Origin of the sequence: Desulfobacter vibrioformis DSM 8776 (assembly GCF_000745975.1) — a bacterium.
In the GTDB taxonomy this organism is placed as follows: domain Bacteria; phylum Desulfobacterota; class Desulfobacteria; order Desulfobacterales; family Desulfobacteraceae; genus Desulfobacter; species Desulfobacter vibrioformis.
This window is the reverse complement of sequence record NZ_JQKJ01000017.1, coordinates 35,168-51,148: the sequence shown is the minus strand read 5'-3', so window position 1 is coordinate 51,148 and position 15,981 is coordinate 35,168. Positions and strand designations below refer to the sequence as shown.

At 52.9% G+C, this 15,981-nt stretch carries 9 protein-coding genes; 3 read left to right on the top strand and 6 right to left on the bottom strand.

The annotated features are described in order from the left end of the window. Positions 1–34 precede the first annotated feature (34 nt). From Q366_RS11920 to Q366_RS11910, 3 genes are all read left to right on the top strand, one after another. Positions 35–4,360 (top strand): amylo-alpha-1,6-glucosidase, encoded by a 4,326-nt coding sequence (locus tag Q366_RS11920; protein WP_035239140.1) that lies wholly within the window; start codon positions 35–37, stop codon positions 4,358–4,360. A gap of 89 nt (positions 4,361–4,449) precedes the next feature. Continuing rightward, positions 4,450–5,952 (top strand): glycogen synthase, encoded by a 1,503-nt coding sequence (locus tag Q366_RS11915; protein ID WP_035239137.1) that lies wholly within the window; start codon positions 4,450–4,452, stop codon positions 5,950–5,952. Further along, positions 5,918–7,972, top strand: a complete 2,055-nt coding sequence (locus tag Q366_RS11910) for an alpha amylase C-terminal domain-containing protein (RefSeq protein ID WP_035239136.1) — start codon at positions 5,918–5,920, stop codon at positions 7,970–7,972. The genes Q366_RS11915 and Q366_RS11910 overlap by 35 nt, the downstream gene beginning before the upstream one ends. A 69-nt stretch (positions 7,973–8,041) precedes the next feature. Here Q366_RS11910 and Q366_RS11905 read toward each other — a convergent pair whose 3' ends face one another. The 6 genes from Q366_RS11905 to Q366_RS11880 all read right to left on the bottom strand — a co-directional run bounded on the left by Q366_RS11905 (position 8,042) and on the right by Q366_RS11880 (position 15,975). Then, positions 8,042–10,480 (bottom strand): glycogen/starch/alpha-glucan phosphorylase, encoded by a 2,439-nt coding sequence (locus Q366_RS11905; protein ID WP_035239135.1) that lies wholly within the window; start codon positions 10,478–10,480, stop codon positions 8,042–8,044. A 53-nt stretch (positions 10,481–10,533) separates the two neighbouring features. Continuing rightward, positions 10,534–10,839 (bottom strand): isoamylase early set domain-containing protein, encoded by a 306-nt coding sequence (locus tag Q366_RS11900; protein WP_035239134.1) that lies wholly within the window; start codon positions 10,837–10,839, stop codon positions 10,534–10,536. Between the two features lie 98 nt (positions 10,840–10,937). Then, positions 10,938–12,482: a glycogen synthase gene (locus tag Q366_RS11895; protein WP_035239133.1), complete on the bottom strand. Its 1,545-nt coding sequence runs from the start codon at positions 12,480–12,482 to the stop codon at positions 10,938–10,940. A gap of 233 nt (positions 12,483–12,715) precedes the next feature. Continuing rightward, positions 12,716–15,007, bottom strand: a complete 2,292-nt coding sequence (locus tag Q366_RS11890; protein ID WP_035239132.1) for a heavy metal translocating P-type ATPase — start codon at positions 15,005–15,007, stop codon at positions 12,716–12,718. Between the two features lie 26 nt (positions 15,008–15,033). Further along, positions 15,034–15,408: a hypothetical protein gene (locus Q366_RS11885; RefSeq protein ID WP_051958014.1), complete on the bottom strand. Its 375-nt coding sequence runs from the start codon at positions 15,406–15,408 to the stop codon at positions 15,034–15,036. 168 nt (positions 15,409–15,576) lie between these two features. After that, complete coding sequence (locus tag Q366_RS11880; RefSeq protein WP_035239131.1) at positions 15,577–15,975, bottom strand: hypothetical protein; 399 nt, start codon at positions 15,973–15,975, stop codon at positions 15,577–15,579. Between the last annotated feature and the right edge of the window lie 6 nt (positions 15,976–15,981).

Sequence of the window (15,981 nt, the reverse complement as noted above, 5' to 3'; positions counted from 1 at the left end):
TTATTGTTACGTCCAAACTTCTTAAGGCAAAACCATGGTCACAGAAAATCAGGAAATACACTTGCTTACCCAGAGCCCGCCTCCGGGAACGGCCCGGGTCTTATTCTGCGGAGATATTGCCGTTTTCACGCTTTTCGTATCCCCTGACAGTCCGGGCCGGGCCTTTGTCAGAACCAACATGGGAAATGCAAATGCAATCCGCAGGGAAATCATCCATCGGGTGGAAAAAAACGGCATCAAACTGGGGGAGGCCTGGCATGACCTGCCCATGAAAGAAGAGGGGGATGGAAATTTTTCCATCCGCCTGCCCCTGGTCCAGACCGGATCATTCCAGGCCAAATGCTTTTTCCTTCCCCGGGACAGTGATGTACCGGTATGGCCCGAAGGGGACAACACCACCATATGTGTTGAACCGGCCGGCACCTGCTGCGCCAATATCATTTATAACGCTTTTGTGCGGCAATTCGGCCCCACCAGGGACGCAACGTTCCAGCCTCCCAACCTGGATTCCGTGATCAACAAACTGGATAACCAGGGATTCACTGTGATTCCAAAATCCGGAAAATTCAGGGATCTGAAGGAACAGTTGAACTTTATCTTTTCCCGGATGGGCTGCCGGGCGATTCATCTTCTGCCCATCCATCCCACCCCCACCACCTATGCCCGGATGGGCCGGTTCGGAAGCCCCTATGCAGCCCTGGACTTTTCAGATGTGGACCCGGCCCTGGCCCAGTTTGACCCGGCAGCCACCCCCCTTGAACAATTCATGGAACTGGTGGATGCCGTGCATGACCACGACGGCTACCTGATCCTTGACATTGCCATCAACCATACCGGCTGGGCAGCCAGTCTTCATGAGTCCCATCCCGAATGGCTGGACCGGGAGGATGACGGTAAAATCCGCATGCCCGGTGCCTGGGGTGTTGTGTGGGCGGACCTGACCAAGCTGGATTACCGGCACACGGATCTGTGGCAGTACATGGCTGATATTTTCCTGCTCTGGTGCCGCCGGGGTGTGGACGGATTCCGGTGCGATGCCGGGTACATGATCCCGGAACCGGCCTGGGAATATATTATCGCCAAGGTCAGAAGCCAGTATCCTGACACGGTTTTTTTCCTTGAAGGACTGGGGGGGCCACCGGATGCAACCCGCCACCTGCTCCAGCACGCAAATTTCAACTGGGCCTATTCAGAGCTTTTCCAGGAATACTCCCTTGAGCAGATATCCCGGTACATTCCCCATGCCATAGACCTTTCAAATACCTGCGGCCACTTAATCCATTTTGCGGAAACCCATGACAATGACCGCCTGGCCAAGGTGTCCCATACCTATGCAAAAATGAGGACCGGCCTTTGCGCGCTTTTCAGTATCTGCGGAGGTTTCGGATTTACCAACGGCGTGGAATGGTTTGCCAGGGAAAAAATAAATGTCCACAACTCCCCGGGCCTGAACTGGGGAAATCCTGACAACCAGGTGGATTATATCACCCGGCTTCATCTTCTTTTACGGGAACATCCTGCCTTTTTCAGCCGGGCTCAATTGAAACTCATCCATGAAAAAGAGAGCCAGGCCCTGGCGTTGCTGAGATTCAACCCCCGTCATAATTCCCGGATACTGGTGCTGGTCAACCTGGACTGCGACAGTCAGGTCATGGCGGTGTGGCCGGCTGGTCTGGAAGGTGGCGCAGCCTTCCCATGGACAGACCTGATTTCGGGTGACGCTGTCCAGGCAGAAAACAGAGAAGGCAAGTTCCGCATTCTCCTTAAACCGGGCGCAGTACTGGCCTTAAGTCCTAAAAAGAGTGATCTGGACCTGCTTAAGTCCCAGCCGGCCGGGCATCTGTCCATGCCGGGCAGGGTTCTGATGCAGAAACGAAGGGCCCTGGCCCTTGAGGTGATCACTGCGGTGAACGGCCACATGAATCTGGCCGACCTGGATGTGAACCAGGCCGCCATGGACCTGACCCGGGATCCTGAAACCTTTATCCGCAGACTTTACCCGGACAGGCGGCCCAGCCGCACCATTCTGTTTGATGCCCACAAGGATGTCAATCGCAGGGTAATGGTTCCCCCGGGCTTTTTCCTGCTGGTCCGGTGCAGCCGGCATTTCAGGGTCCAGCTTGAGGAAGCAGGGCCTGACAGACAATGCCTGGGATTTTGTGAAAGCCTGCCCGCAGAAGGGGATTGTGGATACCAGGCCATTTTCATGCCCATGGAAATAAAAGAGAATCACAGGGACTGCCTGCTCAAACTGCGCATATCCGGACCCCAAGGAACCAAGATAATTACCGGCAATATCCGGTATCTCCCCCCTTTTGAGGCCCTTAACCTGCGCCTCTCCTTTACCCGCAGGGAGATTGCACAAGACCTGTCCATCAAGCAGTTGTCCACCACGCGCCTGGGTGCAATGATGCGGGCAGGGGCAAGTTTCAGCCACCTGGAGAGCCGTTATGATGCGCTTTTGGGCGCCAACCTGAATCCAAACCTGCCCGAAAACCGGTGGATGCTCCTGTCCCGGTTCAAGATCTGGGGTGTATTCCAGGGCTATTCCAGGGAACTTGGGCCCGATTGCCTGGATGCCTTCTGGGCCTCCCATGACCAGGGCGGAAAATGGCGGTTCAGAATTCCCTCATCCGAAGGCAGGTATTATGTCATTGATCTGTTCCTGGAGATGGACCGGAAAACCAATACCGTGACCCTGACCCTGCACCGGGAAACCGCACCGGCGGATAATCCCCGGCGCCTTCAGCCCCAACGGAACGTCACACTGATCATCCGTCCCGACATTGAAGACAGAAGTTTCCATGACACGGTTAAGGCATTCAGCGGGCCTGAACAACAATGGCCGCCTAGGGTTTCGGCATTTGAAAACGGATTTTTCTTTCATTCCCAAACCGGGAAGATACTTCGGCTGTCAAGCAGCCGGGACGCATTTTTCCTGAAACCGGAATGGCAATACATGGTTCACAGAAACGTTGAAGCCACCCGGGGACTGGATGCCGACTCCGATCTGTTCAGCCCGGGCTATTTCAGTATCAATGTCAAGGGCGGAGATACTGTGAGCCTGAAAGCCTGTGTCATTGATGACGAGACAATGCCTGAACCCGAAGACGGCAAAGAGATCTCCCTGCCCGGTCCTTTTCATTCAACCGTACCGTTTTTTCAGGCAGTCCAGGCAAGCCTTGACGCATTCATCGTGGACCGGGGGGAGGAAAAAAGCGTAGTGGCAGGGTATCCATGGTTCCTGGACTGGGGAAGGGACAGCCTGATCTTCTGCCGTTCCCTGATTGAAATTGGCCGGACCCGGGATGCCTTTGCCATGCTCTCTCTTTTCGGAAAATTTGAAAAGGACGGCACCCTGCCGAATATGATATGCGGTGACGATGCAAGGAACATTGAAACCTCGGATGCGCCTTTGTGGTTCTTCGCCTGCTGCCGGGACCTGACCCAACACCTTGGCAAAGCGACGGTACTCACCCAGAACATCGGACAGCGCACCATGATCCAGGTGCTCAAAGACATGGCATCATCCATGATCAAGGGCACTCCCACCGGTGTCAAGGCAGATCCTGAATCCATGCTGCTCTACAGCCCGGCCCATTTTACCTGGATGGACACCAATTTCCCGGCAGGCACCCCCCGCCAGGGATATCCCATTGAGATCCAGGCGTTGTGGTGCCATGCCCTTCAATTTTTATCCCAGGTTGATGATTCGGACACACAAACCTCATGGAAAAAACATGCTGACACGGTAAAACGCACCATCATGGACCTGTTCTGGCGCGAAGACGATGGTTTTTTCAGCGACTGCCTGCACTGCAGCGAACCGGTTGACGCCGGCCATGCGGCCCCTGATGATGCCCTGCGGCCCAATCAGCTGCTGCTGATCACTTTAGGAGTCATCAATGACCAGGAAATCATGGCCCGGGTGGTGGAAACCTGCCGGGAACTTCTGGTGCCGGGCGGCATCAGAAGCCTTGCGGACCGGCCCCTTGCCATGCCTTTGTTCATTGAACGGAACGGGCAGAATCTGGCAGATCCCCATGCCCCCTATGCCGGGTATTACCAGGGAGATGAGGATACACAAAGGAAACCGGCCTACCACAATGGCACAGCCTGGACATGGCAGTTCCCGGTGTTCTGCGAGGCCTGGGCCACAGCCTTTGGGCCCCCGGGAATTCCGGCGGCCCTGGCCTGGCTGGGCAGCGCTTTGCCATTGATGCGCACGGGCGCGGCAGGTTTTGTACCTGAAATCCTTGACGGCAATTTCCCGCACACCCCCAGGGGATGCGATGCCCAGGCCTGGGGATCCAGCGAAATTGCCAGGGTTGCCCATAAATTGACCCGGATTTTAATTTAATTATTTATAGTATATTTATTACATTTAGTATATTTATTTAGCGTTAATTGTTTGCGACCCGTCAGCAAACCAGGAAATGGGAGGTGGTCATGCCCAATAGACCAAGAATTCTTATTGTAACCCCGGAAGTCACCTATCTGCCCGAGGGGATAAGCCCCGGGGATGATGATTATTCGGCCAAGGCCGGGGGCCTGGCAGATGTGTCGGCCGCATTGATCTCCGCATTGTATGATCTAAGCTGCGATGTTCATGTGGCCATACCCGACTACAGGTCCATCTATCACGGAGATAACGAGCCAAGGCATCACAGGGAAGTGGAAAAAATCCGCCTTCGTCTGCGTGAGAAACGGATTCATTTTGCCGCGGACCGGGTCTTCCTATATAAGGACGGGGTCTATTCCGGTTATTCGGATAAAGACCTCAAAGTGTCCCTGGCGTTCCAGCGGGAGGTGATCAACAATATCATCCCAAGGGTGGAGCCTGACATCATCCACTGCAACGACTGGATGACCGGCTTGATTCCGGCCATGGCCAGGCGATACGGGATCCCGTGCCTGTTCACCATTCATAACATCCATACCATGACCTCTACCCTGGCCGAAATCGAGGACAGGGGAATTGATGCGGCAGCCTTCTGGCATTGGCTCTACTTCAAATATCCGCCCGTTAACTACGAGGAGACCCGGGATACCAACCGGGTGGATTTTCTGGCGTCTGGGGTGTTTTCCGCCCATTATGTGAACACGGTAAGCCCCACCTTCCTGCATGAGATTGTCGAAAACCGCCATCCCTTTGTGGAACCGCAGCTCAGGGAAGAGCTGGCCCACAAATGGCACGCCGGATGCGCCACAGGCATTTTAAATGCACCTGAGCCGGAATTCAATCCAGCCGTGGATGAGATGGTTCAGTTTAATTACGGCCCCAAAAACCACCGTGTCCAGAAAATGCATAATAAAATTTTTCTGCAGCAATCCGTGGGTCTTGGGCTAAATCCCAATGCGCCTCTTTTTTTCTGGCCCTCCCGCCTGGATCCTGTGCAAAAGGGGTGTACGCTGCTGGCAGAAACCATGTATGATATTATTTCCCGTTACTGGGATACCGGCATTCAGATTATATCTGTGGCAGACGGGACATATCAGAAACATTTCCACGACATTGTCAATTTCCATGGCCTGCACCAGCGGATCAGTATCTGGGGGTTCAACGAACAATTGTCCCACCAGGCTTTTGCAGCCAGTGACTTTATCTTCATGCCCTCCTCCTTTGAGCCGTGCGGATTGCCCCAGATGATCGGAGGGATTTACGGCAGCCTGCCCATTGTATTTGACACAGGCGGCCTGCATGATACGGTCAGACAACTGGATGCGGAGCATTCAACGGGCAATGGATTTATTTTCAATGTGCACGATGCCCAGGGACTGAACTGGGCCGTGGACCGTGCCATGGATTTTTTCCGCCTGGATCCGGATGAAAAAGAAGGTCATATCCGCAGGATCATGACTGAATCTGTACTTGAATTCAACCACAGCCGTTGCGCTGCAAACTATATTGAACTCTATGAAAAAATGCTCAAAAGGCCTTTCCTGGTCTGATCCGTTATGGACAAATGATCCGTATCTCTCACCGTTTAAGCCCATTATCCGGTCACGTTTTGAAAAGGCCCTGGCAAAGGCGGAAAAACTCAAACACAAAAAATCCTGGGCAAAGATTGCCGGCTACCATGAGGTGTTTGGCCTGCACAGGGATAAAAAGGGCTGGGTGTTCAGGGAATGGGCACCCAATGCAACGGCCATGTTTATCCTCACACCAGCCAATAACTGGGAAAAATCTTCGGACTGGGAAGTTAAAGGGCCTGACCCAAAAGGCATCTTTGAAGCCCGGTTTCCTGACCGTTTTTTTTGCCATGAACAGCTTTACCGGCTCAAGGTGGTATGGGACGGCGGGGAAGGCGACCGTATCCCCACGGCAGCCACCCGGGTCGTCCAGGACAATGCCACCTATATTTTCAATGCCCAGGTATGGGCACCGGACCAGCCGTACCAGTGGCAGACACAAGTCCCCAACCTGCCGACAAGCCCTCTTTTGATCTACGAAGCCCATACGGGAATGGCCCTGGAGGACGGCAGGGTCGGTACCTGGCGGGAATTTGCCGACCACATCCTGCCCCAGGTCATTGACGCAGGGTACAATACCCTGCAGATGATGGCGGTCCAGGAGCACCCCTATTACGGTTCCTTTGGATACCATGTGTCGTCTTTTTTTGCCCCCTCTTCCCGGTTCGGCACACCGGATGATTTCAGGTACCTGGTGGACAGGGCACATCAGGCCGGCATCCGCGTACTCATGGATATTGTACACTCCCACAGCGTGAAAAATGAGGTGGAGGGTCTGTCGCGGTTTGACGGTTCCATGTACCAGTTTTTTCATGACCTGGGCCGGGGGGACCATACGCTTTGGGACTCCCGGTGTTTTGACTATGGCAAAACGCAGGTACTCATTTTTCTGCTCTCCAACCTGAGATATTTTCTTGAGCAATTCCGGGTGGACGGATTCCGGTTTGACGGCGTAACCTCCATGCTGTTTGCCGATCACGGGCTGGGGCGTGCCTTTACAGGGTACCAGGATTATTTTGGTGATGATGTGGATGAAGATGCCTTGAGTTATCTTTATGCGGCCAATGACCTGGTTCATGAAATCCGGCCTGATGCAGTAACCATTGCAGAAGATGTGAGCGGGTATCCCGGACTAGCTGCACCAGCCAAATTATGCGGCACAGGCTTTGATTTCAGATTTGCCATGGGGGTGCCTGATTACTGGATCAAGCTGCTCAAGGAGGTCAGGGACGAAGCCTGGCACCTGGGAACGGTGTGGTATGAACTGACCCGGCACAGGGACGAAGAGCGCACGATCAGTTATGTGGAGTGCCATGACCAGGCCCTGGTGGGGGATCAGACCGTAATGATGCGCCTGATGGGCGAAAAAATCTATAATTCCATGGAAAAATCCAACACAGGCATCACCACTTGCCGGGCCGTGGCGCTTCACAAGATGATCCGCCTTGTGACCCTGGCATGCGCCCACAAAGGATACCTCAATTTCATGGGCAATGAATTCGGCCATCCCGAATGGATTGATTTTCCATCTCCGGCCAATGGATACTCCTTTCATCACGCCAGACGCTTGTGGTCCCTGAAGTATGACAGGAATCTGTATTTCCCGGATCTGTTCGCCTTTGACAAACAGATGATTGCCCTGGCAAAACAAACGCATTTGTTTGCATGGGACCGCCCAGCGCTTTTGCACATCCACGAAAATGACAAAATTCTGGCATTTGAGCGGTCCGGCCTTGTTTTTGTGTTCAACTTTCATCCGGAACGCTCTTTTTCCGATTACCTGATTCATGCACCGGCAGGCAAATATGAAATGCGCCTGGACACGGATGAAACCCGGTTCGGCGGATTGGGCCGCCTGAACCCGGACCAGGTGCATTTGACCAGGCCTCTGGGCGATGTGGCTGAAAACCGTCATGCCCTGAGCCTTTACCTGCCCAGTCGCTGCGCCCTGGTACTAACTAAGGCGGCAGAGCCGCAGAAACTAGAGACTGGAAACTAGAAACAAGAAGAAAGGAGTCTAACAATTTCTTGTTTTTTGTGACAGAAGCTCAGGAGTAAGGCACTAAAGCTACTCCTTAAAGGAGCTGATCCCCCATATGCCGTCCGCATATTCCCGGATAGCCCGGTCACTGGAAAAGATACCGGTGCGGGTAATATTTTTCAGGGACATGGAGAGCCATTTGGTACGGTCATTATAATCGTTTCCGATCTTTAACTGGGTTGTAACATAAGACCTGAAATCGGCCAGGTGAAGATAATGTTCCCGGTTGCCCATGATCTGGCTGAAAACAGGTTTGAAAATACCGGGTTCGTCGGAACAGAACCGGTTGGAATAAATGGCCTTGAGTACCCGTTTCAAATCCTCATCCTCATCATAAAAAGTTTTGGGCTCATAATTAGGGCGAAGCGCCTCTGCTTCGTCCACGGTGAGGCCGAAAATATAGATATTCTCCTTGCCCACCTGTTCTGCGATCTCTATATTAGCCCCGTCCAGGGTACCGATGGTCAACGCACCGTTCATGGCAAATTTCATGTTTCCGGTTCCCGAGGCTTCCATGCCGGCGGTAGAGATCTGCTCGCTGACATCTGCAGCCGGAATAATTTTTTCCGCCAGGGTGACCCGATAGTCCGGCAAAAAAACCACCTTGATCATGTCATGGATCTCCGGATCCTTATTGATCACGTTGGCAACCGAATGAATCAGTTTAATGATCAGTTTGGCAAAATGGTAACCCGGAGCTGCCTTGCCGGCGAAAATAAAGGTCCGCGGAATCCCGATGTCCTTGCCGTCCTCCTTGATGGAAAGATACAGGTGAATGATATGAAGCACATTGAGCAACTGGCGCTTGTATTCATGGATCCGCTTGGCGTGGATGTCGAAAATGGACTGGGGATCCACGGTCAGAAACAATTGCTTACGGATTAACGTGGCCAACGCCTCTTTGTTGGCCAGCTTGATCCGGCCCAGCCGGTCCAGAAATCCCGGATCATTTTCAAAGGCTTCCAATTCCCAGATCCGCGATAAGTCCCCCACCCATCGGTGACCGATGGCTTCGGTGATAAAATCGGCAAGGCCGGGGTTGCAGGCCGCGATCCAGCGCCTGGGAGAAACCCCGTTGGTCTTATTGTTGAATCTTTCCGGCCACAGCCGGTAAAATTCGGGAACAAGCTGTGTTTTAACCAGATTGGAGTGTACCTTTGCCACCCCGTTTATTGAATGGCTGCCGATGATGGCAAGATTGGCCATGCGCACCTGTTTGACAGGCCCTTCCTGGATGATGGACATTCTTTCAATGCTTTCGCTGGTCACCTCGGGATCACGAACGGTCAAATATTCCAGAAACCGCTGGTTGATTTCATAAATCAGCTGCACATGCCGGGGCACCACCCGCTCCATAATCGTTACCGGCCAGGTTTCCAGGGCCTCGGGCAACAGGGTGTGATTGGTATATCCAAGGGTTTTTTTAGTAATATCCCAGGCAGTTTCCCATTGTATGCCTTTTTCATCCACCAGGATACGCATCAGCTCGGCCACTGCCAGAGCCGGGTGGGTATCGTTGAGTTGGATGGCCACCTTGTTATAGAAATGATCAAAGGAGTCATGGTCCATTTCATACTTGCGGATAATATCCCTTAAGGAACAGGCCACAAGGAAATACTCCTGAACCAGCCGAAGTTCTTTTCCCGCCTCTTTGGAATCCGACGGATAGAGAATTTTGGAAATGGTCTCGGATTTGATTTTCCGGCCCACGGCTTTGAAATAGTCACCGTCATTGAAAATATTGATATCAAAGTTTTCGGACGCCTCGGCCGTGAACAGTCGCAGATAATTGACGGTACGGCCTTCGAAACCTGCAACCAGGATATCATGGGGCCGGCCAATGAGCAGGGACCAGTTCGTCCATATGGGGTTATACTCCCCGTCCCTGTCCACACTGCCCTCCACCTGGCCGTAAATGGGAACCATATACCGCTCTTCTGTTCTGCGGATCAGCCATGGTGACATACGGTTGGGCCAGTAATCGGGTTTTTCCTTCTGGTATCCGTTAACGATCACCTGTTTAAACAAACCGTAATCATAATTAATTCCGTACCCGAATCCCGGCATATTCAGACAGGCCAACGAATCAAGAAAACATGCGGCCAGACGTCCGAGACCGCCGTTACCCAAAGCCGGATCCCGTTCTTCCTCTACCAAAAAGTCAAGGTCAATGCCCTTTTTTTCAAGAAATTTTTTACAGCGGTTATAAATACCCAGGTTTAACAAATTATTGCTTAAAAGCCGCCCGATAAGGAATTCAAGAGACAGGTAATGCAGGCGTTTGGCATCATTTTCCTGGTAGCGTTTCTGTGTATCATAACCAATATCCATCAGGTACTTGCCAACGGCATAGGAAACAGCGTTTAACTGATCATTTTTCGAGGCGTACTCAGGTTGCTTGCCCAGAATGTATTTAATGTAATTGTTAAAAGAGGTCTCAAAATTTGAAAAATCAAAATAGGACATGCGTGAACTCCATACAGGACCCTGGGGTCTTTGATTACCGGAAGACCCGGCCCTTAAATCGTAACAACCGAGTTGTCTTCCCCATGAAAGGGAGACGGCAGGTAAACATCCGCGCTTTCATCGTTGATCCAGCGGGTATCATCCACCAGGTAACGGAACTGGTAAGACTGTTTAGGCTTAAGGTCAAGGACCGCAGAAAAATCCCCGTTTTTGAGTTTTTTCATGGCTCCGGCCTTTTCATCCCAATTGTTGAAATCACCAACCAGGTTGACTGTTTCTGCCGGTCCAATCATTTTTTTCTGCACTTTAAATCTGACCCTGCACACATCCTTGGTTTTAAGATATTGTTTTGTAAACATGACACCCTCCGAAATGGTTTTTAAATGGTATCGTCAAGCTGGAACCTAACCCAACGGATTTATTTTAATTTTTTAAAATCCCGGTGTCAATATTTTGTTCAAATCCCGGAATCGCCCGGTTGCTGGACAGTGTCCATTCCGGGCCGGACAATGAAGGGCCTTTTAAGCATTTTTTCATACAGGCAAATATAGCTTTCAGCACAGCGGCTGTGGTTGAATTCCGTGACAGACTCAATCATGATCCGCTGGATCTGGGCCTCTCGCTCATCCGGATCAAGGGCAAAAAAGTCCATGGCCCGGTCCACAGCCCAGCTCAGTCCCTGGGCATCGTATATGGTAAAAATAAAACCGTTGCCCCTGGCGCTTTCCAGCTCAAGGGGCCTTACCGTGTCATGAAGGCCGCCTGTATCAAATACAATAGGCAGGGTCCCGTAAATGGCCCCGATAATCTGGGGAAGGCCGCAGGGTTCAAAGGAAGAGGGCATGAAAACAAAATCACTCCCGGCAAATGCCTGGTGGGAGAGTTGTTCGTCAAACTTCAGAACGCCTATTCGATGCTCTAGATCGTGGAACCCGGCAATATCTTTAAAGTACTTATAATATTCTCCGTCTGCCACGGAGACGATCTGAATCCCGGTGTCCCAGTAGCGGGATATGGTCTGGTACATAATCTGGGCCAGCAGCTGGCATCCTTTTTGGACCGGATCCAGACGGGAGGGCCAGAAAAACAAAGGCGCATCCGGATTCTGTTCAAGGCCAACGGTTTCCTGGAGAAAGGCCTTGTTTTTCCGTTTCATCCTGCGGTGATTTTTCGGCCCGTAATTAAACCGGATCATGTCATCCACTGCCGGGTTGAATTCCGGTTCCGGCGCATTCAAAATACCCGTAGCGCAGCCGGCCTCCCACTTGTGGGTGAGTTCGGCCTGGAGCCCGGGGTCCACGAAAGGATGCCGGTTTTCAACGATCTCCTGCAAAAACGCCGGACTGACTGTATTAACATAATGGGCTGAAAATACGCCTGAGCAAAGAAAATCCACCCGGTTAAATTCCCGGCTTTCTTCATAACTTTCAGGGGGCCGTTTAAAATAAAGCCATTGCCAGAAGGAAACAGCATCAATCCCCCGGTCCTCGATCTCGGCCAGGGTGGAGGTCATGGTATGGATATTGTGAATGGAAAACAGGCAGGGAATTCCATACTGCCTTGCCATGGCCGGGATCAGGCCTGTCATCCAGTCATTACAGTGGATGATATCCGGTTGAACCCTGGGGATGATGTTGTTGATCACCTCCCGCTGAAAGGCCAGGGACACCTTCAGATTTTTCTTTGAACTGCCGGAATATACTTTTTCTTTATAAAGAAACGCCCGATCTGCTGCAAAATGAATCCGCTCCTCGTCCAGGATCTGCTTGATTTTTTTCACCTCCTGGTCATGCTTTTCAGTGGAATAATCATGATAGATGGAACGGTAATCAGGTATGGCGACATGGACGTCGCAATTCAGATCAAACAAGGCGCTGATCAAGGCGGCTGAAACATCGGCCAGGCCGCCGGCCTTGGCGGAATAGCCTTTACATGATCCCATTTCTTCCGGCAGATACGTCACTTCCGGGGTGACAATGAGAATTCTTGGTCTGTCAGGCATGAGCACCTCCCATTCACTAGTCTCGTATAAAACTTCATCAAAGGCTTGTCTCTGTTCTTTATTCACCTCTTTATGCACCCATTTATTCACCCACGCATCTTTTGTGCCTGCATAAGACCTGCATCCCTATCCCCTTGGCATATAAGGCATGGGGAGTTAAGCCGCCTTTAAATGGGTTTAGAAATTTTTAAATCTTTGCCAATTATCTTTCCAGGATGTAAAAAAATCAGACATCACCCCTTCTCGATGGCGACGCCAGACAGGCGATTGTCTTTTCCTGCCACAATGTCAGGCATTGGCAATTCCGGCGGGTTTCCGGGTCGGCCCGGGGGCTTGAGTGGCCGGGCTGCAAGGGTCACCGCACCCAGGGTGATCAGGTTGTGGATCAGTGCCCCTGCAAAGGCAGAAAGCAAGCCCGAAAGCATCAGCACCAGGGTCACACTGTTCAGGCTGATGGCCAGGGCATAGCTTTCCCGGATCACGGACAGGGCGTGCCGGCCTAACGCCAGGCTTTCTGCCACCTTGCCAAGCCCGCCCTGCTGGAGCACAATATCTGCGCATTCAAGGGTCAAATCCTCCCCGGCATCGCCCACGGCAAAGCTTAAATGAGACCGTGAAAATGCCGGGGTATCGTTAATCCCGTCTCCCACCATGGCGATCACGGCTCCGGGGGTCTCCTTTTTCTTCCGGTCAATCCAGAGGGCCTTATCTTCGGGTGACATGCCCCAATGCACCTCATCAAAAGACAATTGCCCAATAAAATCCCGGGTGCCTTCCCGGGTATCTCCGGTGAGCAGCACAATCCGGGAAATGCCAAGGCTCTTCAATCGCGCCATGGTATCCGGGCCGGCATCGGGCCGCATCGCATGGGTCGCGTGGATACAGCCCAGGATATGGTTTTCAAGGGCTAAAAAAACAATGGAATCCGAACGGGCGTCACAGCCTGTCCCGGGGTGGGATACCGATGCCGCACCAGGCAGATCCAGGCCATTGGCTGTCATGAAATTTTTTGATCCGGCCAGAAGCGTTTTGACGCCGGTCCTGGTTTTCACCCTGGCCTTCACCCCCTGGCCCACAATCATTTTTCTGGCCTCACAGACCGGAAGCGCAAGCCCGAGCTCACGGGCTTTTAAAACCACAGCCCGGCTCAGGGGGTGATTCAAGGACCCAAGGGCTGCGGCTGCCAGTTTTAAAATCGTCTCTTCCTTGTACCGGCGGTCCAGATTCTGCACCCGGGTGACCCGGGCCGAAGTCTGTGTCAGGGTGCCGGTTTTATCCAGCACCAGGATATTCACCCGGCCTGCGGTTTCCACATGGGTTCCGCCCTTGATTAAAATCCCCTGGGCTGCGGCCTGGCCCATGGCAACGGAAACGGCCGTGGACGAAGAAAGACGCAGGGCACAGGGACAGGTCACCATCATGGTGGCAATGGCCAGGAACAGCGAACCGGTCATGAAAAAGGCTGTTCCGGCAAGGGTTAAGGAGATAGGCACCATGTACTGTGAAATTTTCAGGGTGGCCCGGCCCGCTTCCCCGACATCGGTGCGGGCAGATTCAATGAGCCGGATAATGGCGGCCATCCGGGTCTGGTCTCCGGTCTTTTCAACGATTACCCAGGCATATCCATCTTCCACCAGGGTCCCGGCCAGAACAGCCTGAGTTTTAGTTTTAACAACGGGGATGCCCTCCCCTGTCATGGCAGACTCGTTTACCAGAACCGTGCCCTTGATCACCCGGCCGTCCACGGGCACGGTATTGCCGTGGCTGAGAACAATGGTGTCCCCCGGCATCAACGTGCCTGGGTCCACCCGGACTTCCACGCCGTCCACAAGCTTCCAGGCATGGGTCTGCCGGCCGGAGAGCATGTCCTTGACTGCTTTTCGGGTGTGCTTCCGGATCCGGGATTCCAGCCATCCCGACAGGTTGTACAGCCAGGCCACGGCCAGGGCGGTCAGGATATTTCCGGTGAAAAGGGAGGCATAAAGCAGCCCAGTGGAGATAAACCCCATGTCCACCCGGCCGGTGTTTTTTAAATTCTCAACTGCCTGGCGCTGGATAGGCATGGCAAGCCACACCGCTAAAAAACCAGGCAGGCTGGCCAGGCGGGCCGCAAAGGAGCCGACGGCTGAGACAGGCACAAAAACCCGTTTGAACATAAGCCACCCGATATATATGCCGGAAACTAAAAGGGTGGAACCGGATACGTGGGCAGCACCGTCTGTAGCACTTGATTTGTGTAAGGTTGCAACAGCCGCAGTTTGAGCTGCCGGCATCTCACCCGCTGATATTTCATCAAGGACAGACTTAAACGAAAAGACCAGATTAATAACACCCTGCAGATCCGGGGGACCCTGGGGGTGAACCAGAATAATGGACCCGGATGCAGGCCTGACCGCCACCAGGCGACCATCCACCAACGACTCAAGCCGTTTTTGGACATAGGCACAACAGGCAGGCTGGTGCCTGAGGTCCGGAAACTGAATCCGGGTCCTGAACGGTTTGGCCTGCCTGAGTTTAAATTTCATCCCGATTCCGGTGAATACAAAAGGGGTTATTTTTTACCCGCAGCCTCAGCTTCCACTTCTGCCTTGGCGTCTTCAAATTTTTCCTTGAGTTCCTCAACACCTGTGGACGCGGCGGCCATGCCCTTGGAAACGGCTTTAACCACAGCTTTCTGCACGGTTTCACTGGTCACCAGAAGGGCCACGCCCGCACCGAGAATCGCACCTTTCCAGAAGGTGGCTGAACCGGCATCAAGGCCTAAAAAGCTAGACGTTGCAGGCGGAGCCTGCTGGACTGCGTAGTTCTGGGGTACGGCATACACCTTGGGCTCGGCTGCGGCAGCCGGATCCGGTGTAGTTTGATGACTCTGGGCCGGGGCCTGGTAATACATCTGCTGGGTATTGGGATCAACATAATAACTCATTTCAAAATCCTCTATGATTTAGTGTTTGAACGGAAAACCGTGTTTGGACGAAAAGTTGCCCTGATGCAAGGCGCAAAAAAATTTAAAACCGGAGCAACCTCGTGGTTGTGAGGATTTTAAATTTTTTTTGCAACGCCGCAGATGGGTGACTTTTCGTTCAAACACTATTTAAGAAATTATACGGTTAATCATATAACTTACCCCTGTGGCAGCCGCAAGGGTGACGGCTAAACCGGCAACCCCGCCGCGGGTCAGGCTGCTGGCTGCGGCGGTTGCACAGGCGGCTGCCGTGCCGCCGATGGCCCCTTTGGCCAGGCTGTCCCCGGCGGCCTGGACCATGGTCATCTCGCCGGCAAAAACCTTGTTGAGATTGCCCCCCATGGTACCCGTGGAAACAACGATGAATCCGAAGATGCCCGCACTTGCTGTTTTTGATACAGTGACCGCAGATGCCGCGGATTTTGCCGGGTAAGTCTGGACCGGATGGACCTGGACTGTGCTGTACTGGTGCAGCGGTGTGGTCTGGTAGGCCGGTGTATGATTGATTGTGGAAGCGTTTTCCATCATTTGAAC